20 protein-coding genes, 1 tRNA gene and 1 pseudogene are annotated in these 24050 nt (G+C 71.7%); 11 read left to right on the forward strand and 11 right to left on the reverse strand.

The window, feature by feature from the left end; all coding sequences use genetic code 11:
- Positions 1–3 precede the first annotated feature (3 nt).
- Both ACFY9I_RS04505 and ACFY9I_RS04510 read left to right on the forward strand, forming a co-directional pair.
- Positions 4–918: an ABC transporter permease subunit gene (locus ACFY9I_RS04505; protein WP_390996542.1), complete on the forward strand. Its 915-nt coding sequence runs from the start codon at positions 4–6 to the stop codon at positions 916–918.
- A 157-nt stretch (positions 919–1075) separates the two neighbouring features.
- On the forward strand, positions 1076–2509 hold the full coding sequence (locus tag ACFY9I_RS04510) for a GH1 family beta-glucosidase (RefSeq protein WP_390996544.1): 1434 nt from the start codon (positions 1076–1078) through the stop codon (positions 2507–2509).
- Between the two features lie 530 nt (positions 2510–3039).
- Here ACFY9I_RS04510 and ACFY9I_RS04515 read toward each other — a convergent pair.
- On the reverse strand, positions 3040–3522 hold the full coding sequence (locus tag ACFY9I_RS04515; protein WP_390996547.1) for a GNAT family N-acetyltransferase: 483 nt from the start codon (positions 3520–3522) through the stop codon (positions 3040–3042).
- Between the two features lie 154 nt (positions 3523–3676).
- Between ACFY9I_RS04515 and ACFY9I_RS04520 the strand changes: the two genes are divergently transcribed.
- Positions 3677–4120, forward strand: coding sequence for an NUDIX domain-containing protein (locus ACFY9I_RS04520; protein ID WP_390996550.1), 444 nt, complete (start codon positions 3677–3679; stop codon positions 4118–4120).
- Between the two features lie 102 nt (positions 4121–4222).
- On the opposite strand, the gene ACFY9I_RS04525 is transcribed toward ACFY9I_RS04520, so the two are convergent.
- From ACFY9I_RS04525 to ACFY9I_RS04560, 8 genes and pseudogenes are all read right to left on the reverse strand, one after another.
- Entirely contained in the window at positions 4223–6241 is a 2019-nt protein-coding gene (locus ACFY9I_RS04525) for a beta-galactosidase (RefSeq protein ID WP_390996553.1), read from the reverse strand.
- Positions 6238–7560, reverse strand: a complete 1323-nt coding sequence (locus ACFY9I_RS04530; RefSeq protein ID WP_390996555.1) for an alpha-galactosidase — start codon at positions 7558–7560, stop codon at positions 6238–6240. The genes ACFY9I_RS04525 and ACFY9I_RS04530 overlap by 4 nt, the downstream gene beginning before the upstream one ends.
- 27 nt (positions 7561–7587) lie before the next feature.
- Complete coding sequence (locus ACFY9I_RS04535) at positions 7588–8493, reverse strand: ABC transporter permease subunit (RefSeq protein WP_390996557.1); 906 nt, start codon at positions 8491–8493, stop codon at positions 7588–7590.
- Entirely contained in the window at positions 8490–9482 is a 993-nt protein-coding gene (locus tag ACFY9I_RS04540) for an ABC transporter permease subunit (RefSeq protein WP_390996559.1), read from the reverse strand. The genes ACFY9I_RS04535 and ACFY9I_RS04540 overlap by 4 nt, the downstream gene beginning before the upstream one ends.
- Positions 9483–9538: 56 nt before the next feature.
- The gene (locus ACFY9I_RS04545) at positions 9539–10846 is read right to left on the reverse strand and encodes an extracellular solute-binding protein (protein WP_390996562.1); all 1308 of its coding nucleotides are present in this window, start codon (positions 10844–10846) and stop codon (positions 9539–9541) included.
- Between the two features lie 198 nt (positions 10847–11044).
- Positions 11045–11537, reverse strand: a pseudogene (locus ACFY9I_RS04550) (ATP-binding protein); the annotation flags it as partial.
- 34 nt (positions 11538–11571) lie between these two features.
- On the reverse strand, positions 11572–12444 hold the full coding sequence (locus ACFY9I_RS04555) for a fused MFS/spermidine synthase (protein WP_390996565.1): 873 nt from the start codon (positions 12442–12444) through the stop codon (positions 11572–11574).
- Between the two features lie 16 nt (positions 12445–12460).
- Positions 12461–12835: a hypothetical protein gene (locus tag ACFY9I_RS04560; RefSeq protein WP_390996568.1), complete on the reverse strand. Its 375-nt coding sequence runs from the start codon at positions 12833–12835 to the stop codon at positions 12461–12463.
- A 258-nt stretch (positions 12836–13093) separates the two neighbouring features.
- Between ACFY9I_RS04560 and ACFY9I_RS04565 the strand changes: the two genes are divergently transcribed.
- Complete coding sequence (locus tag ACFY9I_RS04565; RefSeq protein WP_390996570.1) at positions 13094–14611, forward strand: hypothetical protein; 1518 nt, start codon at positions 13094–13096, stop codon at positions 14609–14611.
- 267 nt (positions 14612–14878) lie between these two features.
- Here ACFY9I_RS04565 and ACFY9I_RS04570 read toward each other — a convergent pair whose 3' ends face one another.
- Positions 14879–15475 (reverse strand): histidine phosphatase family protein, encoded by a 597-nt coding sequence (locus ACFY9I_RS04570; RefSeq protein WP_390996573.1) that lies wholly within the window; start codon positions 15473–15475, stop codon positions 14879–14881.
- Between the two features lie 185 nt (positions 15476–15660).
- Between ACFY9I_RS04570 and ACFY9I_RS04575 the strand changes: the two genes are divergently transcribed.
- From ACFY9I_RS04575 to ACFY9I_RS04605, 7 genes are all read left to right on the forward strand, one after another.
- Complete coding sequence (locus ACFY9I_RS04575; protein ID WP_390996576.1) at positions 15661–16704, forward strand: phosphatase PAP2 family protein; 1044 nt, start codon at positions 15661–15663, stop codon at positions 16702–16704.
- Complete coding sequence (locus tag ACFY9I_RS04580; RefSeq protein WP_390997018.1) at positions 16655–17851, forward strand: hypothetical protein; 1197 nt, start codon at positions 16655–16657, stop codon at positions 17849–17851. Before ACFY9I_RS04575 ends, ACFY9I_RS04580 begins: the two co-directional genes overlap by 50 nt.
- Positions 17842–19434 carry a hypothetical protein gene (locus tag ACFY9I_RS04585; protein WP_390996579.1) on the forward strand — a complete coding sequence of 531 codons (1593 nt, stop codon included), beginning with the start codon at positions 17842–17844 and terminating at the stop codon, positions 19432–19434. Before ACFY9I_RS04580 ends, ACFY9I_RS04585 begins: the two co-directional genes overlap by 10 nt.
- Positions 19431–20774 carry an AAA domain-containing protein gene (locus ACFY9I_RS04590; RefSeq protein ID WP_390996581.1) on the forward strand — a complete coding sequence of 448 codons (1344 nt, stop codon included), beginning with the start codon at positions 19431–19433 and terminating at the stop codon, positions 20772–20774. The genes ACFY9I_RS04585 and ACFY9I_RS04590 overlap by 4 nt, the downstream gene beginning before the upstream one ends.
- A gap of 293 nt (positions 20775–21067) precedes the next feature.
- Positions 21068–21430 carry a hypothetical protein gene (locus ACFY9I_RS04595; RefSeq protein WP_390996583.1) on the forward strand — a complete coding sequence of 121 codons (363 nt, stop codon included), beginning with the start codon at positions 21068–21070 and terminating at the stop codon, positions 21428–21430.
- A 258-nt stretch (positions 21431–21688) separates the two neighbouring features.
- Complete coding sequence (locus ACFY9I_RS04600) at positions 21689–22360, forward strand: bifunctional DNA primase/polymerase (RefSeq protein WP_390996586.1); 672 nt, start codon at positions 21689–21691, stop codon at positions 22358–22360.
- Positions 22351–22424, forward strand: a tRNA-Lys gene (locus ACFY9I_RS04605). The genes ACFY9I_RS04600 and ACFY9I_RS04605 overlap by 10 nt, the downstream gene beginning before the upstream one ends.
- 55 nt (positions 22425–22479) lie before the next feature.
- Here the strand turns inward: ACFY9I_RS04605 and ACFY9I_RS04610 are convergent.
- Positions 22480–23952 (reverse strand): M6 family metalloprotease domain-containing protein, encoded by a 1473-nt coding sequence (locus ACFY9I_RS04610; RefSeq protein ID WP_390996589.1) that lies wholly within the window; start codon positions 23950–23952, stop codon positions 22480–22482.
- Between the last annotated feature and the right edge of the window lie 98 nt (positions 23953–24050).

Here is a 24050-nt window from a genome sequence, read left to right on the forward strand (position 1 = left end):
GCCGTGACGACGACACTCACCAAACCCCCGGCCGACGCGGCTCCGGAGCCGCCGAACGGCAAACGCAAGCGCGGGCTGAAGGCGGCGCGCGCGGGCGGGCAGCACCACGCGGGCCCCCTCGCCTACGTCATCCTCATCGCGTTCACCCTGGTCTCGGTGTTCCCGCTGTTCTGGACGGCGGTCGCCGCCTCCCGGGACAACGCGCGGCTGGCGGAGACCCCGCCACCGTTCTGGTTCGGCGCGAACCTCTTCGACAAGATCGAAGTGGCCTGGGAGGACGCCAATCTGGGCGAGGCGTTCCTCAACACTACGATCGTGGCCGGTGTTTCGTCGCTGACCATCGTCTTCCTGTCGACGCTGGCCGGCTTCGCCTTCGCCAAGCTGCGTTTCCGGGGCCGGGGCGCGCTGATGCTGATCGTGATCGGCACGATGATGGTGCCGCCGCAGCTCCAGGTGATCCCGCTCTACATGATGGTCGCCGAGCTCGGCTGGACCGACCAGCTCCAGGCGGTGATCCTGCCGTCGCTGGTCAGCGCGTTCGGCGTGTTCTTCATGCGGCAGTACCTGCTCCAGGCCCTCCCCGACGAGATCATCGAGGCGGCGAGGGTGGACGGTGCGAGCAGCTGGCGCGTCATCTGGCATGTGGTGTTCCCGGCCGCGCGGCCCGCGATGGCCGTCCTGGGCATGCTGATGTTCGTCCAGACCTGGAACGACTTCCTGTGGCCGTTCCTCGTGCTGACCCAGCTGGGCAGCCCGACCGTGCAGGTCGCGGTCGCCGGACTGGGCCGCGGCTACACCCCCGACCAGGCCCTCATCATGGCGGGCGCGCTGCTGAGCACGCTGCCCCTGCTCCTGGTCTTCGCGATCTTCGGCAAGCAGATCGTGGGGGGCATCATGCAGGGCGCCGTCAAGGGCTGAGGGCCCGCGCCGCCCGTACACGTACGTTCTCCAGGGGCCGGGTCACCGCCGCCCCGGCCCCTTCTCCTCCTGTCTCCTCCCCGTTCCTCTCCCCGCTGTTCTCCTTCCCCCCACTCATCTCCGTCGGTCTGCGACGACCACCAATGGGAGCGCTTCCATGCCTGAGCCCACCACGCCGGTGACCTTTCCGCCCGCCTTCCTCTGGGGCGCGGCCACCTCCGCGTACCAGATCGAGGGGGCGGTGCGGGAGGACGGCCGTACGCCCTCCATCTGGGACACCTTCAGCCACACCCCGGGAAAGACCGCCGGTGGCGAGACCGGTGACATCGCTGTCGACCACTACCACCGCTACCGCGACGACGTGGCGATGATGGCCGACCTGGGCCTCAACTCGTACCGCTTCTCCATCTCCTGGTCGCGGGTGCAGCCGACGGGCCGGGGCCCGGCGATCCAGCGCGGCCTGGACTTCTACCGGCGGCTGGTCGACGAGCTGCTGGAGAAGGGCATCAAGCCGGCCGTGACCCTCTACCACTGGGACCTGCCCCAGGAGTTGGAGGACGCGGGTGGCTGGCCCGAGCGGGACATCGTGCACCGCTTCGCCGAGTACGCGCGGATCGTGGGCGAGGCGCTGGGCGACCGCGTCGAGCAGTGGATCACGCTCAACGAACCGTGGTGCACGGCCTTCCTGGGCTACGGCTCCGGGGTGCACGCGCCGGGCCGTACGGACCCGGTGGCGTCGCTGCGCGCGGCCCACCACCTGAACGTGGCGCACGGACTGGGCGTCGCGGCGCTCCGCTCGGCGATGCCCGCCCGCAACTCGATCGCGGTGAGCCTGAACTCGTCGGTGGTACGGCCGATCACGGGCTCGCCCGAGGACGTGGCGGCGGCGAAGAAGATCGACGACCTGGCGAACGGCGTCTTCCACGGCCCGATGCTGCACGGGGCGTACCCGGAGTCGCTGTTCGCGGCGACGTCGTCGCTGACGGACTGGTCGTTCGTGCTGGACGGTGACGTGGCCACGGCCAACCAGCCTTTGGACGCGCTGGGGTTGAACTACTACACGCCGACGCTGGTGGGCGCGGCGGACGCCGACCTGAAGGGCCCGCGGGCGGACGGCCACGGGGCGAGCGACCACTCGCCGTGGCCGAGCGCGGACGACGTCCTGTTCCACCAGACTCCGGGCGAGCGTACGGAGATGGGCTGGACCATCGACCCGACCGGCCTGCACGAGCTGATCATGCGGTACGCGCGGGAGGCTCCGGGACTGCCGATGTACGTGACGGAGAACGGGGCCGCGTACGACGACAAGATGGACTCCGACGGCCGCGTCCACGACCCCGAGCGCATCGCCTACCTCCACGGCCACCTGCGCGCGGTCCGCCGCGCGATCGCCGAGGGGGCGGACGTCCGCGGCTACTACCTCTGGTCCCTCATGGACAACTTCGAGTGGGCGTACGGGTACGGCAAGCGCTTCGGGGCGGTGTACGTGGACTACGCGACCCTGACCCGTACGCCGAAGTCGAGCGCGTACTGGTACAGCCAGGCGGCGAAGACGGGTGCACTGCCGCCGCTGGTGCCGACGTCGGCGTAACAGCCACGAGACCGGGGGCAAGGGGAAGCCCCCAGGGGGAAACGGGGGAGCGGGGGTACGGGGCGCGGCGCGTATATAGGGGAGCGCCGCGCCCCGGGCGTTGACGGGCACCTGCGGGCGCGTCAGAGGCCCCCGGTGGCGCCGGCCACTGTGTGCGCTGACCGGTGACCGGGGCGATGGCTCGGCGCGATCAGACCCAGATGGTTCGCGTGGTGCCCAGTTCGAACCACGTGGCCTTGCCGTGACCTGAGCCGTCCGGATCGACGCCCCACGCGTGGGCGCCGGCCGAGATCAGCCGCAAGCCCCCAGCCGCCCTCGTCGTCGGGGGTGGCCGAGCGGGCGGCGGGCAGGCCCGGGGCCTCGTCATGGACGAGGATGCGGTCAGGGGTGCATTACGGTGGGGCACGAGGGCCTTTCCCGGCGTATCGCTACACCGAGTTCCACCTAGCCCCGCGGCGCGTCCTCACCAGCGACGCACCGCTCACCTACCGCGCGGTCATCCACGAATAGCGCGGCCCTGACGGCGGTGGTCAGAGCTGCCGGTAGTAGTACACCGTCGGGAACGGGACGCAGCCGAGGCTCTCGTACAGGGCGCGGGCGGGAGCGTGGAAGGGGTCACCGCCGGTGCCGATCTCGACGAGTTCCGTGCCGCGGCCGCGCAGGTCGGCGAAGGCGTGCTCGCACAGGGCGGTGCCGGTGCCGTCGCCGCGGTGACGCTCGTCCACGGCGAGCAGGGTGATCTCGCCGTGGTGCCGGGCGAGGTCGGCCTGCCAGGCGACGTAGCCGGCGATCAGGCCGTCGGTCTCGGCGACCGCGACGTACTTGTGCCGGTCCGGATCGTGCAGGGTGGGGACGAGCTCGCGGTAGTCGCCACGCCAGTCGGCGTGCAGCGTGGTGAGGACGAGCCCGTCGAGCACCGGTCCGACGAAGTCCTCGAAGAACGGCCGGAACGTGTCGATGGTGAGTTCGGTCAGTCGCGCCAGATCATCCTGGACGCATGCGCGAATGAGCATGGAGTGGACCTCTCGGAACCTGAGGGAGGAAAAGGACACCTCTGGCCCGCCGGTCATCCGCGATGCGCCGGTGGGCCGTTCCTCAGTGGCGAGTACGCCAGGAAGCGAAGCACTCCATAGGGGCATGCTAGCGACTTACGAAGGGACAGGTCTCATGACTTTTCTGGTCGCCGCAGTCATCGTCCACGACCGGGACGCGGGGCGGGTCGTACTCCTCCAGCGGGGCGAGAACGCCAGGTTCGCGCGGGGGAGATGGGATCTGCCGGTCGGCAAGAGGGAGCCAGGGGAGCCGATCACCCGGACCGCCGTGCGCGAGCTGTACGAGGAGACCGGGCTGACCGTGAAACCCGAGGCCCTGGAGGTCGTGCACCTCGTCCACGCCGCCCAGGGCGTCGGCGCACCGGACGGCTTCCTCACCGTCGTCTTCGCCACTCGCGAGTGGACCGGGGAGCTGGAGAACCGGGAGCCCCACAAGCACGCCCAGGTCCGCTGGACCGACACCAACTCCCTCCCCGAGGACTTCGTGGAGGGCACCGCCGCCGCGCTGCACGGGTATCTCGCCGACGGCCCCGGAGTGTCCCTGTACGGCTGGGACTGACCTGCGCGGACAAGTCCCGGGACGGCTGTCCGGCCGTAGCCCCGGAAAGGGGCTACGGCCGTGTCCGTCTGCGGCCGCCCGGTCCTGCCGGATCGGCCGCCGTCAGCGAGGTTCGCGTACGACCGCTACGCCCCCGGCCTCCACCAGCACGGTCGCCGGGCCCTCGCCCGTGGCGATGTCCTTGCCCGTGAGCAGTTCGGTCGCGTCGGCCGCGACCTCGACCTCGGCCGCCGAGTCCCCGTGGTTGATCAGGAAGAGGTAGTCCGCGTCCGGGCCCCGGCGCAGGACCGGCTCCACGCCCTCGGGGGTCGTGCGTACGGGCTCGACGCCGGCCTCCCCGCACATGCGGTCCAGGAGTGACGCGAGGGGCGTCGGGTCCGGCTGGGTGGCCACGTACCAGGTCGTGCCCGAGCCGTGGGTGTGGCGGGTGACGGCCGGGACGCCGGCCAGCGGGCCGGAGGTGTACGTCGCGACCGGCTCGGCGCCCGCCAGGGCGACCCGTTCCGACCAGAGGGAGGCCGTACCGCCGTCGCTCAAGCCCACCGTCTCCCCCGGCAGCAGCGGGAACAGCTCGTCCGTGCGTACGCCCAGCGCCTCGCGGAAGGCGCCGGGGTAACCGCCCAGCCGGATATGGCAGTTGTCGTCCACCGCGCCGCTGTGGAAGCCGACCGCGAGGGTGCCCCCGGCCGCCGCGAAGCCGGTCAGGTTCGCCGCGCCCTCGTCGTCCACCAGGTACAGGCTGGGGGCCAGCACCAGTCTGTAGGCGGAGAGGTCGGCGTCCGGGCGGACGAAGTCCACCGCCACGCCCGAGCGCCACAACGGCTCGTACCAGGCACGGACCAGTTCCTGGAAGCGGAGTTCACCGCTCGGCTGGGACGGGAGTTCCACCGCCCACCAGGCGTTCCAGTCCCACACGATCGCCACCTCGGCGACGCCCGTGCTGCCCCGTACCTCCGCCAACGACCGCAGGTCCGCGCCCAGCCGGACCACGTCCCGCCAGATCTGGCTGTCCGTGCCCGCGTGCGGGAGCATCGCCGAGTGCCACTGCTCGGCGCCCGCCCTGGCGGCCCGCCACTGGAAGTACGCGATGCCGTCGGCGCCCCGGGCCACATGGGCCAGGGCGTTGCGGCGCATCTCGCCCGGCGTCTTGGCGCGGTTGACGGGCTGCCAGTTCACCGCGCCGGTGGAGTGTTCCATCAGCAGCCACGGGCTGCCGCCCGCCAGGGACCGGACCAGGTCACCGCTGAGCGCGATGTCGATCTGCGACTCGGGGTCCGTCGACTGGAGGTAGTGGTCGTTGGAGACGATGTCCAGCTCGGGGGCCCAGCGCCAGTAGTCCAGCTTGTCGAAGTTGTACATCACCATGAAGTTGGTGGTGGCGGGGGTGGAGGGGGCCGCCGCCAGCAGTACCTCCCGTTCCGCCGTGCACAGCGACAGCAGCGCGTCGCTGCAGAAGCGGCGCCAGTCGAGCTGGTGGGTCGGGTTGGGGACCGCGCCGGTCGGGCGGGACGGGACGATCTCGTCCCAGTCGTAGTACCACTGGCTCCAGAACGTCGTGCCCCAGGCGTGGTTCAGTGCCGCCAGGTCGTCGCCGTACTTGTCCCGCAGCCATACACGGAACGCCGCCGCGCTGGTGTCGCAGTAGCACTCGGCGTTGTGGCAGCCGTACTCGTTGTGGATGTGCCACATGACGACGGCCGGGTGGTCGGCGTACCGCTCGCCCAGCACGCGGGCGATCCGCAGGGCCGCCTCGCGGTAGGCGGGGCTGGACGGGCAGAAGGTCTGCCGGCTGCCGTACGAGAGGGTGCGGCCGTCCTTGTCGACGGGCAGCGCCTCCGGGTGCTCGACGAAGAACCAGGCCGGCGGGGCCGCCGTCGGGGTCGCCAGGTCGGCGGCGATGCCGTTCTCGTGGAGCAGGGCGAGGATCTTGTCCAGGCGGGTGAAGTCGTACTCGCCCTCGCGCGGCTCCAGCAGCGCCCACGCGAAGATGTTGACGCTCACCATGTTCACGCCCGCCTCACGCATGAGGCGTACGTCCTCGGCCCAGACGTCCTCGGGCCACTGCTCGGGGTTGTAGTCGCCGCCGTAGGCGATGCCGGGGAACTTCAGTTCGCGTTTCATTCGGCAGCCCTTTCGGCTCCGGTGAGGAGGCGGCGGGTGGTCTCCACGCCCCAGGCGTCCAGGGACAGCAGACGGTCGCTGGAGGCCATCAGGCCGCCCGTGGCCTCCACGTGCGCCGCCCAGCGCTCCCGTGTCTCCACGGCGGGGCGGGCCATCAGACAGTCGGGGTCGTTGACCCAGAGACGGCCGTGCTGCCACTGGCGGCCGGCGCCGGTGAACTCGGCGGGGTCCTGGCCGGGCTGGCTGTAGTCGTCCGCCTCGGGCCGGCGGTGCGGGGCCGTGTCGGGACTGACCCGCATCGCGTCGAACAGGCCGACGGAGGGGAGGATCGGCGCGCCGCAGCCCAGGAGGTAGGAGTCGGGGCCGATGGCGGAGCGGATCAGCTCGATGCCCTGGCGGTACGCCGTGAGGGCGTCCACGGAGGCGTGGCGTACGCCGTCCAGGGCGCCCGCGTACAGGAAGTCGACCTTGAAGTAGTCGTAGCCCTCGGCGCGCAGGGTGGTGAAGACCTCGGTGAGGTACGCCGCCGCCTCGGGGTGGGTGGTGTCGAGGACGTACAGGTCGTGGCCCCAGTTGTGGCCGGCGTGGGTGAAGCCGCCGTTCTCGTCGCGCACCAGCCACTCGGGGTGCTCGGCGGCGAGCGTGCTCGCCGGGTCGACGAGGAAGGGAGCCGTCCAGATGCCGGCGCGGCGGCCCCGGGCGCGGATGGCGTCGGCGATTCCCGCGCGGGAGCGGAAGCGGCCGGAGAGGGTGAGCCAGTCGCCGAGGGCGCTCTGGTAGCCGTCGTCGATCTGGACGACGTCGACGGGGAGGTCGAGGGTGTCCATCGCGCGGAGGTTCTCGTGGATGTCGTCCTCGGTGACGGAGGTGAAGTACTCGTACCAGGAGCACCAGACGGTGGGGGCCGGGCGGGGGGCCGCGAGGCCGAGGCTCGCGGCCCAGTCGCCCAGCACCGACCGGATGTCCTTGCCGGTCCACTCCTTCACCGGGCCGTCGGAGCTGACGTCGGCGGCCCCGTCCCGCACCACCAGACGGATGGACGGGACCGCGCGTACCGGGTCGGGGGCGGCCCAGAGGCGGACCGCTGTGCCGTCGCCCGGGTCGAGGGCCAGTAGGCCCTCTCCCTGGAAGGCGCCGACGGGGACCGTGACCCCGGGGCGGTAACAGACCGTCGCCCGGTTGTCGTCGGTCGGGCGGTGCGGGGTCGCGTCGAGGGCGTAGGAGCCGCTGGGGCTCCAGGACTGCCAGCCCTCCTCGTGGACCCGCGCCGTACTGATGTCCACGGGCACGGAGACCACGTGGGTGAAGGGGTGGTGCACTAAGGGTTCTCTCTCAGAAGTGGCCGGTCAGCCCTTGTTGGCGCCGAGGGTGAGGCCGCTGACGAACTGCCGCTGGAGCGCGAAGTACACGATCAGGGTGGGGATCGCGGTGAGCAGGGCACCGGCGGCGACCAGGTTGGGGTCGGTGAAGTACTGGCCGGAGAGGTTGTTCAGCGCCGAGGTGATCGGCATGTTCTCGCCGGTGGAGATCAGGACGAGGGCCCAGAAGAAGTCGTTGTAGATCCAGATGGAGAGCAGGGTCCCCAGGGCGGCCATCGCCGGCTTGCACAGCGGCAGCACGATCTGCCAGTACAGGCGCCACACGGACGCGCCGTCCACGAGCGCGGCCTCGGTGAGCTCGTGCGGCAGGGAGCGCATGTAGTTGCTGAGCACGAAGGCGCAGAACCCGGCCTGGAAGGCCACGTGGATGAGCACGAGCCCGAGGGCGGAGTCGTACAGCTTGCCGCTCATGGTGATGCCGGGCAGGTCGATGAGCAGGTACAGGCGGTACAGCGGGGTGATGATGACCTGCTGCGGGAGCAGGTTGCCGGCGGTGAAGACCAGCAGCAGGAAGAGGTTGATCCGGAAGTCGAAGCGGCTGACGTAGAAGGCGACCATCGACGACAGGAACAGCGTCAGCAGCACCGCCGGGACGGCGATGACCAGGGTGTTCACGAAGTAGTGCGTCATGTCCGACTGGGTGAACGCGTTCGTGAAGTTGTCGAAGCCGAGTGTGTCGGGCCACGAGACGTAGCCCTTCTCGGATGTCTCGCCGTAGGGGCGCATGGCCGCGTACAGCGCCCACAGCAGGGGCGCCAGCCAGGCCAGTGCCATGCCGGCGAGGAAGACGTGCAGCAGGATCCGGGCGGGGCGGACGGGCGTGCGCTCCTTGGCGGTGGCACTCGCGGCGGTGGTGTCGACGGTGGTGCTCATGCGCGCCGCTCCTTCCGGAAGGTCGCGATCAGGTAGGGGATGATCACGGCGAGGGAGATCACCAGCAGGACGACGGCGATCGCGGAGCCGTATCCGATCCGGCTGGACTCCCCGATGATGTTGTTGGTGACCAGGATGGAGAGCAGTTCCGTGCCCTCGGCGCCCTTGTTGAAGACGAAGACGAGGTCGAAGGCGCGCAGGGCCTCGATGATGGTGACGACCAGGACGACCGTGTTGGTGGGGCGCAGGGTGGGGAAGATGACGTTCTTGAACGTCTGCCACTCGTTCGCCCCGTCCAGGGCGGAGGCCTCCCGCAGCGAGGGGTCGACGCCCTTCAGACCGGCCAGGTAGAGGATCATCATGTAGCCGGTGTGGCGCCAGGACGCGGCAACGAGGATGGCCCAGAGGTTGAGGTCGGGGTCGCCGATCCAGTCGATGTAGTGGCCCGGTTCGTTGGCGCCGATCAGGCTGTTGATCAGGCCGGTGTCGGGGTTGTAGATCAGCTGCCAGACGAAGCCGATGACCGCGAGGGACATCACGACGGGCAGGAAGAACGCCGTCTGGTAGACCCGGGAGAACCGGATCTGCTTGTCCAGCTGCACGGCCAGGAACAGGCCCAGCGGTGTGGGGATCAGAATCAGCGCCACGAACCAGACGATGTTGTGCTCGACGGCGGGCCAGAACTGCGGGTTGTTGGTGAACAGTTCCTCGAAGTTGTGCAGCCCGACCCACTTGATGGAGTCGAAGCCGATGCCGTCCCAGGTGGTGAAGGCCAGCGCGATCGACGCGAGAGCCGTCACCCAGACCAGGGCGACGTGCAGGATCGTCGGCAGACCCGCCATCAGACCCAGCGTGAGCCGGTCGCGGCGCGTGAGGAGACGCCGGTGCCCCTGGGGCACCTTCTTGTCCGTCTGCGCGGACTTGGCGGCAGGGCCGGAGCCCGGAGGCGGCGTGGCCGCCTCCGGGCTCTCGGTGGGGGTGGTCGTCATGTCAGGAGGTCATCCAGTCGTGAGGACGGTCGATCGTCAGGACGGTCGTTCGGTCGTCAGGACGCGAAGATCGTCTTCTTCTGGCGTTCGATCGACGAGAGCAGGCTGTCGACGCCCTTGGGGTCACGGATGAACTTCTGCAGCGCCGGCTGCATCACCGTGGAGGTGAAGTCCGGGCGGCTGTCACGGTCCATGAACTGGGTGAGGCTCTTGGCACCGGAGATCATCTCGTACGCCTTCTTCTGCAGCGGCGTGTACGAGGAGGTGTCGGCCTTGGTGGAGGCCGCCACCACGTTCGGGTCGGCCTTGAGGTAGATCTGCTCGGCCTCCGGGGTGCCGAGGAACTCCATCAGCTTGACGGCACCGGCCTTGTTCTTCGGGCTCTTGCTCATCATGAAGCCGTCGGTCGGGGCCTCGACGGTGTCCTGGCCGTACGCCGGGTCGATCTCCGGGAAGGCGAAGAAGTCGAGGTCGTCCAGGTCGGCCTTGTTGGTGAACTGCTGGCCCACGAACGAGCCCAGCAGGTACATGCCCGCCTTCTTCGACACCAGCGTCTGCGCCGCGTCCTGCCAGGTGCGGCCGACCGCGCCCTCCTGGTGGTACGGCAGCAGCTCGGCCCACAGGTCGAACGTCTTGCGGACCTTGGCGTCCGTCCAGGACGCCTTGCCCGCCATCAGCTCGACGTGGAAGTCGTAGCCGTTGGCGCGGAAGTTGAGCTGGTCGAAGGTGCCCATCGCCGGCCACGCGTCCTTGTCACCGAAGGCGATCGGGACGAGCTTGTCCTTCTGCATCTGCTTGCACAGGGCGATCAGCTGGTCCCACGTGGTGGGAACCTCGTAGCCCTTCTCCTGGAAGACGCTCTTGCGGTAGAAGAGCGCCCAGGGGTAGGTGTACAGCGGCACGAAGTAGGACTTGCCGTCCTCGCCCTGGCTGAGCTTCTTCATCGCGTCGGGGAAGTTCCCGCCGATCTTGCCCCACACGTCGTCGATCGGGGTGGCGAGACCCTTGGCCGCGAAGAACTGCATGCGGTAGCCCGCGAACCAGTGGAACACGTCGTCCGGCGTGCCCTGCAGGTAGGAGTTGATCTGCTCCTGGAACGTGTTGTGGTCCTTGGTGTTCACATCGACCGTGACCCCGGACTGCTTCTTGAAGGCCGCGTAGATCTCGGCGAACGCCTTCTTCGGCACCGCGTCGGACGCGTTGGAGCCGACGGTGACGGTCTTCGGGTCGGCAGCCGTACCGCTGCCGCCGCAGGCGCTGAGCAGGGGGATTCCCGCGCCGAGTGCCGCCGCCCCGCCAACGCCGCGCAGCAGGGTGCGACGGCTCGTACCGGGGACGGCGAGACCGGAAGGTGTGTGATGCATGTACGGCTCCCTGGGGGACAGGTGGTTCGGTCGTACTGGCCCTCGCCGGCCACTGATCGAAAACAATCAGAAACCAACTCGACCGAACACGGCTGGCCGCAATAACAGCCGCACCCGCTGTCACCCGTCAAGGCTTCATGTCCCCCTTTGTTGAAACGTAATCCCTGGTTGTCGAAACGTGACCGTCACACACGTGATCTACAACACCCGCGGACAGGGGCCCATATACGGGGACCCCGCGACCGCACAACCTCGCTCACGGTTCCGGGCGCGGCCCGTCCGAGGGCGGAGGGCGCCCTGGTGTGTTTGCGGCGGCGCAGGGAAGCGCCCCGATGTCCCGCCGGGCCCACGCCCTTCCGTGCCCCGCCACTCCCCCGCCACTCCCCCGTCGAGCTGGATCGGGATCGTACCTCGGTACCACCCGGGCACCGACGGACCGAGGCGCACATCGCCGCCGGTCGACTCGGCGAGTCGGCGCACGATGTCGAGGCCGAGACCGGTGGAGCCGTCACCGCCTGGGCCACGGCCACGGGCCGTCGCGCCCTCCGGGTCGGCGATCCCGGAACCCGCGTCGGAGACGAGAACGATCACGGCGTCCTCACCGTTGTGAACGTCGACCGCGAACGCGGTACCCCCCCGCCGCCGGAGGACCGCCGAGGAGGGCGTCCAGGGCGGCGGCCGGCTCGCCCCGGGTGGACGTCCGGAACTTCTGCGGGTGCCACGCCTCAGCGGAACACGGACGACGGCGGAGCCGGTGAGGCCACCGCCGCCGCGTCCGTCACCGGCACCGCGCCCCCGGTGAAGTCGGTGAGCGCCCTGCCGTGTTCGACACGGCCGGGGTGCGGGTCGGAGGCGGCGCGGCGGGTCAGTTCGGCGACGGGCAGCGGCCGGTCGGAGGCGACGAGGACCGCGTTGCCGAATCGCCTGCCCCGCAGCACGGTCGGGTCGGCGACCAGCGCCAGTTCCGGGAAGACCGCGGCCGCGGTGGCGATCTGGCCGCGCAGATGGGCCAGCGGAGGGCCGTCGGCGAGGTTGGCGGCGTAGAGCCCGCCGGGCTTCACCACCCGCCGTACGTCCGCGAGGAATTCCGTGGATGTCAGATGCGCCGGGGTGCGCGCCGCGCTGAACACGTCCGCGATCACCAGGTCCGCCCATCCGTCCGGCACCTTGGCGAGCCCTTCACGGGCGTCCGTCGACCGCACCCGTATCCGGGCGTTCGAATCCAACGGCAGTTCCCGGCGGACGAGTTGGACCAGTGCGGCGTCCCGCTCGACGACCTGCTGGGTGGAGCGGGGCCGGGTGGCGGCGACATAGCGGGCGAGGGTGAAAGCGCCCCCGCCGAGGTGCACGGCGTGCACGGGCCGCCCGGCCGCAGCGACGAGATCGATGACATGCCCGAGCCGCCGCTGGTACTCGAAGGACAGATACGCCGGGTCATCCAGATCGACGTGCGACTGCGGCGCCCCGTCGACCAGCAACGTCCACGCCCGCCCCCGGTCCCGGTCCGGCACGAGCTCCGCGAGCCCTCCGTCGACCTCCTCGACCACGACGTCGGCCCCCTGACCACGCCGCCCCTGCCCCTTCTTCGACCTGCCCACTCCCTCATTATCGGCTCTACCGACAGTTGTCCGCCGCCTCGATCAACCGCGCCGCCTCGTCCAGTGCCGCCCGCAACACCGTCGGATCGGTCGCCAGATCCACCTCGCCCGGCGGCAACAACCAGTCCGCCCCCTCGGCGGGCACCAGCACGGCCCCCCGCCCGTCGCTGTGCGTGCACGTGCTCCCCGGCACGTCCCACGCGTCCGCCGTACCGGGCGGCACCAGGAAACCGAGCGTGTCGCACATGACGTCATGCAGAACGGGCCCGACCGTCATGACGGGACCCACCGCGTCGAGGGCGCCCCGGCGAAGGATGTCGACCGCCTCCAGCCCCTGCCGCGCGGGCACGGTCACCAGGTCGCAATCGGAACGGGGTTCGAGGTTCTTCATCCGGGCCTCCCACGCCTACCAGCCCCCTGCCCAACGCGCCTCCCCGTCAACGGCTACGGCGAAACTGCGCCGCAAAGGATGGCAGTTCATGGCAGATCCAGGATGAGATATCCGGTTTGTAGCCAAACCTCGCGTGGGGGCATCGACGGGGCGGGTACGTTCTTGCCCCGCCGGACGCAGTGGAACCAACCGTGCAGCACGCACACGAGTCCGACTGGTTCCGGCATGGTTCGACGGTTCGCGAGAGAGGGCCCGGCCATGACGTCGTCATCGGTGACCTCGTCCCAGTCCCCCCGTCCACAGCGGCCGAACCTCGCCTTCCGGCAACTGCGCGGACAGCGGTCGCCCGGTGAGTTCGCCGCGGCGGTACGCCGGGCCGCGCGTGAGATCGGCGAGCGGGTGAGCTGCGACGCGCGGTACGTCGGACGGGTCGAGGCGGGCGAGATCCGCTGCCCCAACTACGCGTACGAACGGGTGTTCCTGCATATGTTTCCCGGCCGAACGCTGACCGACCTGGGTTTCGCGCCCCGCGCGGAGGTACGCGGTCGGGGGGCGCGTCCCACCGACGAGGCGCCCTCCCCTCGCAACAAGAGCCGCTCGCACTCCTCACACGGAACGGGGGGTGAGACCGAAGGGGCGCACGACCCGTATGACACGCAAGAGATGTACGACATGCAGGACCCGCGGGGCGACACGGGCTATGCGCGCGGCCGGCGGGGCACGCACCAGGCGTACCAGAACGACGAGGAGAGCGACGTGCAGCGTCGCGCGTTCATGACCGGAGGTACCGCCGCGATGGCGGCCGCCTCCTTCGGCCCCTTCACCCTCGGCGGCGCGGCCTCGGCCGCGGCCGCGACCCGGCCCGTGCACCGGGCGGGCACGGGGGAGGCGGGCGCCCTCGAAGCAGCCGTACGCAAGATCCGGCTGCTCGACGACCGGCACGGAGCCGACGGGCTGTACCGCAGGGCCTCGGCGCCGCTGCGGGCCGCGTACGCGCTGCTCGACGCGGGCACCACCCGGCAGACCACCGCCGACCGGCTGTACGCGGGGGCGGGGGAACTGGCCATCTCCGTGGGCTGGCTGGCCCATGACTCGGGGCGGTTCGACGACGCCCGCTCGCACTACGCGGAGGCGCTGGCCACGGCCCGGATGTCGGGGGACCCGGGCCTGGAGGCGCACGCGTTCTGCAACACGGCCTTCCTCGCCCGGGACGCGGGCCGGCCGCGCGAGGCGGTACGGGCGGCGCAGGCCGCGCAGCGGGTCGCCCGGCCGCTGGGCTCCCCTCGGCTGATGTCCCTGCTGGCGCTGCGGGAGGCGGGCGGCTGGGCCGGGCTCGCCGACCGCACGGGCTGCGAGCAGGCGCTGGCCCGCGCGCACGCCCTGTTCGGGCGGGGGGCGTCCGAGGCCGATCCGGAGTGGATGAGCTTCTACGGGGAGGCCGAGTTGGAGGGCCTCGAGGCGCAGTGCTGGTCCACGCTGGGCGACTGGCCCCGGGCGGCCCGGCACGCGCGCCGCGCCGCCGGGCTGCAGAACCCGCACTTCACACGCAACATCGCGCTCTACACGGCCGAGCTCGCCGACGACCTCGCGCGCGGGGGGCGTCCCGACGAGGCCGCGGCGGCGGGGATGCGGGTGCTCGACCTGCTGGACGAGGTGCAGTCCTCACGGGTGCAGCAGATGCTGGCGGGCACGGCGCGGGTGTTGCTGCCGCATCGGCGGGCCTCGGGGGTGTCGGCGTTCCTGGAGCGGCACGCGGGGGTCGCGCGGACCGCGTAGTCGAGGGGCGCCCGGCGGTCGCGGCTGGGCGGGGCTGGGCGGGGCCGGGTCTCGCCAACCGGCGCTCGCCGGGTGCCGCCGCGCCCCCCTCCCCCACTCACGGCTTCGCTCGAGCGGGAGGCGCCCCCAGCGCCCCAGCGCCCCATCGCCCCAGTGGCACGACTGCCCGCGGACAGGGTCCATCAGAAGGGCCCCGGGCCGGCGGGGCAGCCTGGCCGGCCGGGCAGGACGGCTCAGGCGGGGGTGTGGCTCGGTCGGGGTGTTCGGTCAGGGTGTCAGGTGACCCGTGTCGTTCCAGGACTCGATCGCCGGGTCGCCGTAGGCCCAGCCCAGCACCGACAGGGACGTCGGGTTGAGGCGGACTCGGGCGGCGAAGGCGAGGTCCAGGCCCAGCCAGCGGGCGGCTATGGAGCGCAGGATGTGGCCGTGGGCGAAGACGAGCACGTCGCGCTCGGCGGACCGCGCCCACGCGACCACCTCGTCCGCGCGCCCGGAGAGCTGCTGAAGGGTCTCCCCCTCGGGGACACCGTCACGCCACATCAGCCAGCCCGGCCGGAAGGCCTGGATCTCGGCGGGTGTGAGCCCCTCGTACGCCCCGTAGTCCACCTCCATGAGCGCGTCCCACTCGGTGGCCCGGTCTGCGAAGCCGGCGAGTTCGCAGGTCTCACGCGCCCGCACGAGGGGACTCGTACGGACGTCGGCACCGGGCAGCCCGTCCAGGGGCGCCCGGTGCAGGCGCTCCCCGAGGAGCTTGGCACCGCGTCGGCCCTCGTCGAGGAGGGGGATGTCCGTCCTGCCGGTGTGCTTCCCGAGCAGGGACCATTCCGTCTGTCCGTGCCGGGCCAGCAGGATGCGCGGTGCCATGAGCGACCTTTCGGGAGCCCTCCGGGAGAAGGGAAAATCATGAGACGGACACGTCCATCATCGCTCACGCTGTCCGAGGGCAACCCGGGAGGCGATCTCAGCGTCTTGGACAACGTCTTGCACAGGGGCCACACCAGCACCACACACAGGTGAACACCGACACACAGACGGGGGAGGACTTTCGGATGCCGCAGACCGAGGCGACCGAGGCACCGGTGACGAGAGCGACCGGCGCACCGGTTACCGAGGCGGCGCCGAACCCACGGCCCCGCTGGTGGACCGAGCTGCCGCTGATCCTGCTGGTGTACGGGGCGTACTCGGCCGGACGGCTGCTCGCCCGGGGCGACACCTCCACGGCCGTCGACCACGGCCTGGGGATCCTGCGCTTCGAGAAGGCCCTGTGGCTCAACGCCGAGCATCCGCTCAACCGTCTGTTCACCCGTGAACCCTGGATAGGGATACCCGCCGACTTCTGGTACGCGTCCCTGCACTACCTGGTCACGCCCCTGCTCCTGGTCTGGCTCTTCAGGTCCCGCACCGTGCGCTACCGCGCGGCCCGCACCTGGCTGATGACCTCCACCTTCATCGGCCTCATCGGCTTCACCCTGCTCCCGACCTGCCCGCCCCGGCTGCTCGACCCGTCCCACGGGTTCGTCGACACCATGGCCCACTACAGCGCCTGGGGCTGGTGGGGCGGTCAGGCCAGCGCGCCCCGGGGCCTGGGCGGCATGACGAACCAGTACGCGGCGATGCCCAGCCTGCACGTCGGCTGGGCCCTGTGGTGCGGTGTGATCCTCTGGCGCTTCGGCGGCGGCTCGCGCCTCGTGCGGACGGCCGCGATCGCGTACCCGCTGATCACCACGATCGTGGTGATGGGCACCGCGAACCACTACTTCCTCGACGCGGTGGCCGGCGCCGCCGTGATGGGCGTCGGCCTGCTGCTCACACCGCTGGTGATGCGGACCGTGGACCGGTGCCGGGTCGCGCTCGGGCTCGGAGCGGCGACGGCCGGGGGCGGCCGCTTCGCCGGTACGCCCGCCGCTCCCGCCGCTCGCACCCCTGTCGTCGCTCCCGGCACGGCCGCCTCCCCGGGCTCGGTTTCCCCGATTGTCAGTGCTGGATGCCAGACTTCCCCGGGTGAGCGAATTCCACGGCAGCGGATCACCGAACCCGAGCCGGGTGCCGCCCCCTCGGAAGCGGGGGGCAGCGCTGCGGCAGCGGCTCGCTGAGCTGCGCGGACCCGAGGTCCCACCCAAGGCGCTGGACGCCCGCGCCCTGGCCGCGCTCGCGGCGAACCCGGGCTGTGAGCGCCGCGCTCTGCTGGACGGCGCGGGCGTGAACAAGGCGGTGCTGGCGGGCGCGCTCGGCTCGCCCTCCGCCTTCGGCCAGTCCCAGTTCGCCTTCATGCGGGGCAATGCCTTCGAGGCCCGGGTCAAGGCGGACGGCGGCGCGGAGTTGCTGCGGCTGGTGCACGAGAGACTGGACCCCGCCGCCGAGCCACCCGCCGCGTCACCCGTCTCCGTCCCCGACCTCGCCGCCGTCGGCCCCGAGGGCCGCGCCGCCCGTACGGCGCTGGCGCTCCGCGAGGCCACGGACGCGGGCGGCTGGGCGCTGCTCGACCACCCCATGCTCGCGCTCGACGTCGCCGGTTCCCCCGCGTTCCTGGAACCGGACGCGGTGGTGGTCCACCCGGACGGCACCTGGTCGGTCGTCGAGATCAAGTCCTTCCCGATGCTGGACGGTTCGGCGGACCCGGCGAAGGTGGGCGCGGCGGCCCGCCAGTCCGCGGTCTACGTGCTCGCGCTGGAGGAGGTAGCCGCCCGGCTCCATCCCGCGCCCGAGGTCCACCACCGGGTGCTGCTGGTCTGTCCGAAGGACTTCACCAACCTCCCGACGGCCGCCGCTGTGGACATCCGTAAACAACGGGCGGTGACCCGCCGCCAGTTGACACGGCTGACGCGTATCGAGGAGATCGCGGACGCGCTCCCCGAGGGCACGTGTTTCGCCCCAGAACTCCCCCGGGAACAGCTGACGGCCGCCGTCGAGAAGCTTTCCGCGACCTACGCCCCCGAGTGCCTGGCCGCCTGCGAGCTGGCCTTCCACTGCCGGGCCCGCTCCCGTACGGAGGGCGCGGTGACGTCCCTGGGGCGGGCCGCACGGGCCGAGTTGGGCGGCCTCACGACGGTCGAGGACGTCCTCGCGGCGGCCCACGGCAGGGCCGGCGACCCGGACGACCCCGCGGTGGCTGCCCTGCGCAGGGCGGCGGAGCTGCGCGCGGAGGCGCTGGGAATCCCCGTCGAGCACCGGGCAACCGTAGGCGCCGAGTCCCGTGAAGGCCTCACGGTCACGCCCCCGGAGGGTGCCGCGTGTCGCTGATCGCCACCCTCGCCCGTCTGGAAGCCGTCAGTTCGGGCCGCGCCCAGCCCGCGGCCACGGTCCTGCACCGGCACCTCTCCGCCCGGCCCCTCGTCCTCGTGCCGCTCATCACCGCCGGTGAGGCCGGCGCTCCGCTCGGCGCGCTCGTCGGCACCGACCGGGACGCACCCCGGCTGCTCGTGGTGCCCCAGCCCCGCGACCGTGACCTGCGGTTCGCGTTCCTGGCCGAACTGGCGGACATCGTCCTGCCGTACGTGGACGCCTACGCCGAGGTCGTGGAGGCCGCCGAACGCAGCGAGACCGACCCGGAGACCGGCAAGCGGGTCAAGGTGGAGGTCGAACTGTGCGCGGACGCCCCGCAGTTGCTCGTGCCCAGCCGGTCGGGCATCGACCTCGTACGGCTCCTCGGGCGCTCCATGCGGTTCCGGCGTACCGCAGAGCAGGACCCGGAGGCGCCCCATCCGGCGCCGCCGAGGGTGCCGTTGCTCGGGCGGTGGCTCACCCACTTCGGGGAGCGGGCGCGGGTGCCGGGCTCCTCGCTGCTGCTCGCGCTCACCGATCTGCTGGCGCGGCACTGGGCGACCGGGCAGTCCGGGGTGGAGGACCAGCACCTGGGGTCGCTGCTCGCCTGGATCGACCCCCCGGCGGGGGAATCGGGTGAGGCGGCGGCACGGCGGGCCGAGCTGGCACGGGACGCCGAGGGCCAGTTGCTGTGCCCGCCCGCCGGGCCCGCGACCGACCCGGCGTTCGACAACAAGCTGCTGGCCCCGGCCATCGAGCGGTACGACCGGGCGCGGCTCGCCCTGGCCGCCGCCGTGGACGGTCTGGAGGCCGACGACCGGTTCGGTGCGCTGACCGCCGCCGAGCGCGAGATCCGCGCCCTCGTCGAGAGCCGCACCCGGCCCACCTGGGACGCGGTCTGGCACGGCCTCGACCTGTTGCGCACCCTGCCGGAGGGCGCCCACGCGGCCGACCGGTGGACCCGCGACCGCTGGTCCTTCACCGGCCACCGGGACCGGATCGTCGCCGGGGAGCCCCCGCAGCCGCGTATCGACGACGCGGTCACCGCCGCGAACAAGCTCGCCGCGCGCGAGCGGGAGCAGGCCCGCCTCGACGCCCAGGAGGCTCTCGACGACCCGCTCGTCATGGCCGGGCGACGCCTGGCCGGCGAGGCGTTCGCCGGTGAGGTCACGGACGTCGTCATGGCGTACAGCGAGAGCAAGCGGCCCAGCCCACGGCCACTGATCACCGTACGCACCCAGGACCGGCCGCATCTGTCGGAGCGCGCGAAGGTGTACCGCTCGCTGGGCGGGAAGCCGCAGACGGCCGAGTTCGTGGCGTCCGAGGAAGAGGGCCTTCTGGTACTGCGGATCATGGACAGGATGGGGCGCGGCAAGGAACCGGAGGCCGGGTCCGTGCCCGAGAAGGGGGACCGGCTCTGCTTCACCCTCTTCGAGCACGACCAGCGGGGCGGGGCGAAGCTGCCGGACCCCGAGGAGACACCGTGGACGCACGGCGGGCCGCCGGGTGAGTCCGACGCCGTACCGCTGCCCGACCCGGTGACCGAGGAGGACGTGCTGTGACCGGCGCCGAGGCCGTACTCGACCCCGGGGCCGCCGCCGGCCGGGCCACCGACGCGATCCTGCGCGACACGCTGCACGGGCAGGCGCGTGGTGTCGTGGTCGACTCGCCGCCCGGAGCCGGCAAGTCGACGCTCGTCGTCCGGGCCGCGCTGGAACTCGCCTCCGCCGGGCGCCCGTTGATGATCATCGCGCAGACGAACGCGCAGGTCGACGATCTGGTGATCCGGCTCGCGGAGAAGGACCCGGACCTCCCGGTCGGCCGGCTGCACAGCAGTGACAGCGACCCGTACGACAAGGCGCTGGACGCGCTGGCGAACGTACGGAAGTCGACGAAGGCGGCCGAGCTGGCCGGGCTCGACGTCGTCATCTCGACGGCCGCGAAGTGGGCGCATGTGCAGGGGGTCGAGCCCTGGCGGCACGCGATCGTCGACGAGGCCTACCAGATGCGGTCGGACGCGTTGCTGGCCGTGGCCGGGCTGTTCGAGCGGGCACTGTTCGTGGGTGATCCCGGGCAGCTCGACCCGTTCGCGATCGTGGGCAGCGAGCAGTGGGCGGGGCTGTCGTACGACCCGTCGGCGTCGGCGGTGACGACGCTGCTGGCCCACAACCCCGAGCTGCCGCAGCACCGGCTGCCGGTGTCGTGGCGGCTCCCCGCGTCGGCCGCGCCGCTCGTCTCCGACGCGTTCTATCCCTTCACACCCTTCCGCAGCGGTACGGGGCACGGGGACCGCACGCTCGGCTTCGCGGTGCCGTCGGACGGTTCGGGGCCCGACCGGGTGATCGACGAGGCGGCCGAGTCGGGGTGGGGCCTGCTGGAACTGCCGGCCCGGCACACGCCCCGCACCGATCCCGAGGCGGTACGGGCGGTCGCGCAGGTCGTACGGCGGCTGCTTGACCGGGGTGGGGCGGCGACCTCCGAGCGGTCCGAGTCGCCCGTGCCGCTGACCGCCGACCGGATCGCCGTCGGCACGGCCCACCGCGACCAGGCCGCCGCGGTGCGTTCCGCGCTGGCGGAGCTGGGGGTCGTGGACGTGGTCGTGGACACGGCCAACCGGCTCCAGGGGCGGGAGTACGACGTCACCGTCGTCCTGCACCCCCTCTCCGGCCGCCCTGACGCGACGGCGTTCCACCTGGAGACCGGACGCCTCTGCGTCCTCGCCTCCCGGCACCGGCACGCGTGCGTCGTGGTGTGCCGGGCGGGTGTGCCCGAGCTCCTCGACGACCATCCCTCCACCGAGCCGGTCCAACTGGGAGTCACCGTGCAGTTCCCGGACGGCTGGGAGGCGAACCACGCGGTGCTGGCGGAACTGGGGGAGCACCGGGTGGCCTGGCGGCCCTAGAAGACTCATGAAGATCTTCTAGGGCGCTGGGGCGAGCGGTTCGGGCAGGGCGCCGAGCGAGGGGGCCGGGGGCTGCGGCCGAGTGAGAGGGCCGGGCTGCGGCCGAGTGAGAGGGCCGGGGGCCTTCCGGGTGGTGTGGCGCCTTCGGGGGGCGCGGGTGTGGGAGGGGCGGCGCTCGGGGCGGCGGGCGCTTTCGATGCCCACTTGCGCGGTCACGCGACAATGGAACGTGGCCCTCCTCCCGGACGTCCCGGGGGGTGGCCCACCGAACCGTCGTACGAGGAGGAGAAGACATGGCGGAGCCCACGCCGCGTCGGCACGAACCGCGGCTACGCCCCGCGCCCCTGCTCTTCGAGCCGGCGGAGGCGGCCGGCGATCCCGAGCACTTCTTCGACCTGGAGTCGATCGACGATCCGCGGGCGTTGCTGTCGCGGGCGACGGAGTTGGCGCAGGCGTTCCGGGCGGCCGCGGACCGGGCCGTGGAGTTCCAGGCGATCGCGGCGGCGCAGCTTGCGGATCCCCGGCGGTTCGATCGGCTGACCCCGGCGGACATCGCGGAGCGGGCCGAGTGGACCGAGGACTACGCGAAGAAGATGGTCGAGTTCGGGCGGGATCTTCAGCGGGGGCGGGATGTGAGTGGGCCGGAATCCATCTGAACGGCGGGTCAGCGGCCGGGGTGAGTGAGCCGGTGGTCGGGCTGGGCCGGGGGGTCGGGTGTGCTCGCGGTGTCGCGGGGCCGGCCTCGGCCGGGTTGGCGGTGGGCTTTCGGCGCGGGTGGGCGCGAGGGGGCCGTGTGGGAAGTGAAACGCCCCTGGCATATGCAGGGTGGGCAAGATACCCCACTTGCCCCTCTCGCGTATCAGTTTCCGGCAACCGCTCGGGGTCGGGCGGTTACGGCCGGTAGACCTAGATGTATGAGCGCTGGAGTGGAGTCGGGCAGGCACCCGCGGGACGGGGGCGACGTCGCGGGGGTCACGGCGGAGGGGGCGGCTTGGCTGGCCTCGGCAGGAACGTATCCGCGCAGTGCGTTGACGTTGTGGGAGGAGCGGCCGACCGCGCCCGTGGTACTGCCGTGCGGCACCGTGTTCGACGTCGTCAACGTGCCGGCGGTCTTCGGGCGGCGGATGCTCGACCGGTTGTGGGAGGAGGGGCCCGGCTCCGGACCGGTCGCCGTGTACCGCGGGCGGATGCTGCTGTTCGCCTCGCCCGGCACCGCGCACCGGCTCCCCACCCTGCTGGAGTGGGAGGAGTGGGGGTCGCCCGGCCGCACCGGGGCCGTCCCGCCCGTCCTGTGTCACGGCGCCGGGGACGCCGTGACCGTCCCGGCCGTGTTCGCCGCCGCCGAGGGTGTCGAGAGCGACCGCGGCGACGGTGGCGGCACGGCGGAAACAGCCGGTACCGCCGGGCCCGGGTCCCGCTGGCTCGTCGCGCCGGACACCCGTCGACCTTGGCTTCCGGGGCCCGAGGTACTGCTCTGGGCGGCCGTGCGAGCAGCCCGTGCGAGCACCTCCGCGACCGTGCGGATATCGATTTTTCCTCCCGCCGATCAGGGTGCTAAGGTCTACGATGTCAGCAGGCGCCGCTAGCTCAGTTGGTTAGAGCAGCTGACTCTTAATCAGCGGGTCCGGGGTTCGAGTCCCTGGCGGCGCACGACACGGAAGAAGCCCCTCGCGGAAGCGGGGGGCTTCTTCCGTGCTCCGGTACGTCACGCCGTCGGCCGCCCGTCCCCCGTCGTGATCCTCACCGTCCACGCCCCCGACGCCGTGCGTCCCTCCACCGCCACCCGTACGGCCTCCCCCGGCACCGCGAAGCTCTCGCCCACGCCCACCGGGGCGTCCGCGAGGGGCGGGTAGACGGAGTCCTCCCAGCAGGCCTCGGTGCGGGGGTGGGCGTCCAGGACCTCGATGGGGCCGCCGCCGGACTCCGTACCGCCACGGATGCGGTAGACGAGAACGCCCTGGGTGCAGAGCGAGGCGTCGTTGCCGACCGCCCCGCGCGCCTCGATACCGAGGGCGCTGTCGGGACCCGTACGCACCACCGCCAGCTTCGCACCCCGCCCGGAACCCAGGGCCCGCGCCCCGGCCGCCACCCCGGCGACGCCGCCACCGGAGTCCACACCGCCACCACCACCGACACCGCCCCGGGCACCGGAAGCAGCCCCGGCACCGGCACCCGCACCGGCACCGGAGACAGCACCGACACGGACATCGCCCCCCGCACCGGCTCCCTCGCCGGCGTCGCCGAACTCGCCGCCCTCCTCCTCGTACCCGTCCGCCGGTCCCGCCCCCACCGCCTCCAGCGTCAGTCGCGTGCTCCCTGTCCCCCGTACGCACGTCACCTGGCGCGGTTCGAGCCAGCCGAGTTTCCACTTGTGCCAGGCGAACAGGTCCGGGGCCAGGGCGAACTGGCTGCCCATGAGGTCCCAGTCGCCGACGTGGGTGTCCCAGTCGCCCTTGCCGTCGGCGGGGCGGTGGTAGAGGTCGGGGAGGTCGAAGACATGGCCGGTCTCGTGGGCGAGGACGAGACGGTCCGGGGGATGACGTTCGAACACCGTGACGACCCGGCGGAGGCCCGTGCCGTCGACCTCCACCGGGGATTCGAGGTTGACCACCTTCGTCGCGTCCGAGTCGACGCCGGGGGCGTGGGGGTCGGCGACGAAGTAGACGATGTCGTAGCGGGAGAAGTCGACGTGCGGGTCGGCCGTGGCAAGCGCGTCGCGGAGGTAGGCGGCCCGGTGTTCGGAGTTCCAGTCACGCCGTATGGCGTACGCCGTCGAGGATCTCGGCATCTCCAGCCACTCGCGGCGCGGGTGCGGGTGGAGCGAGAACTTTCCGTACGAGGCGCGTTCGAAGAACTCACTGGTGGCCGGAAAGTGATCCGCGGTCAGCTCGGTCGGAGTGGTGAGCGGGGCCGCGTCCGGGAATGACAAGAACACGAGTACGGCGTCGAGGTCGCGGGTGGGGCGTGGATACGCGGAGTTCCAGGTGTCGAGGCCCTCCGAGTGATGCGCCTGGGTGCGCCGCAGCGTGCACGCCTCCGACAGCGGTACGGCGACCGAGGGGGCCGCGATCAGGGAGGTCGCCGCGAGCGCGGTGAGGGAGGTGAGCATGGCCGCCGCACTACGCACACTGGGCGCCCGGTCGCCGAGGAGTTCCTTCCAGGGGAGCGGACGCTGCACGGAGACCTCCGGATGCGGATCTTGGGGACACCGCATCCAGATTTTCGGAATTCGTAGTACTTTGCCCTGTTCGCCTACACCAGAAGGGTGAGGGGAGG

It is taken from the genome of Streptomyces sp. NPDC012510, assembly GCF_042955065.1.
Taxonomy (GTDB): Bacteria; Actinomycetota; Actinomycetes; order Streptomycetales; family Streptomycetaceae; genus Streptomyces.

What these genes read in the sequence shown, in the direction of transcription:
- ACFY9I_RS04510 (WP_390996544.1), top strand. Translation starts at nt 1,076, where the DNA reads ATGCCTGAGCCCACCACGCCGGTGACCTTTCCGCCCGCCTTCCTCTGG.
- ACFY9I_RS04515 (WP_390996547.1), bottom strand. Translation starts at nt 3,522, where the DNA reads ATGCTCATTCGCGCATGCGTCCAGGATGATCTGGCGCGACTGACCGAA.
- ACFY9I_RS04520 (WP_390996550.1), top strand. Translation starts at nt 3,677, where the DNA reads ATGACTTTTCTGGTCGCCGCAGTCATCGTCCACGACCGGGACGCGGGG.
- ACFY9I_RS04525 (WP_390996553.1), bottom strand. Translation starts at nt 6,241, where the DNA reads ATGAAACGCGAACTGAAGTTCCCCGGCATCGCCTACGGCGGCGACTAC.
- ACFY9I_RS04535 (WP_390996557.1), bottom strand. Translation starts at nt 8,493, where the DNA reads ATGAGCACCACCGTCGACACCACCGCCGCGAGTGCCACCGCCAAGGAG.
- ACFY9I_RS04540 (WP_390996559.1), bottom strand. Translation starts at nt 9,482, where the DNA reads ATGACGACCACCCCCACCGAGAGCCCGGAGGCGGCCACGCCGCCTCCG.
- ACFY9I_RS04545 (WP_390996562.1), bottom strand. Translation starts at nt 10,846, where the DNA reads ATGCATCACACACCTTCCGGTCTCGCCGTCCCCGGTACGAGCCGTCGC.
- ACFY9I_RS04560 (WP_390996568.1), bottom strand. Translation starts at nt 12,835, where the DNA reads ATGAAGAACCTCGAACCCCGTTCCGATTGCGACCTGGTGACCGTGCCC.
- ACFY9I_RS04565 (WP_390996570.1), top strand. Translation starts at nt 13,094, where the DNA reads ATGACGTCGTCATCGGTGACCTCGTCCCAGTCCCCCCGTCCACAGCGG.
- ACFY9I_RS04570 (WP_390996573.1), bottom strand. Translation starts at nt 15,475, where the DNA reads ATGGCACCGCGCATCCTGCTGGCCCGGCACGGACAGACGGAATGGTCC.
- ACFY9I_RS04575 (WP_390996576.1), top strand. Translation starts at nt 15,661, where the DNA reads ATGCCGCAGACCGAGGCGACCGAGGCACCGGTGACGAGAGCGACCGGC.
- ACFY9I_RS04595 (WP_390996583.1), top strand. Translation starts at nt 21,068, where the DNA reads ATGGCGGAGCCCACGCCGCGTCGGCACGAACCGCGGCTACGCCCCGCG.
- ACFY9I_RS04600 (WP_390996586.1), top strand. Translation starts at nt 21,689, where the DNA reads ATGAGCGCTGGAGTGGAGTCGGGCAGGCACCCGCGGGACGGGGGCGAC.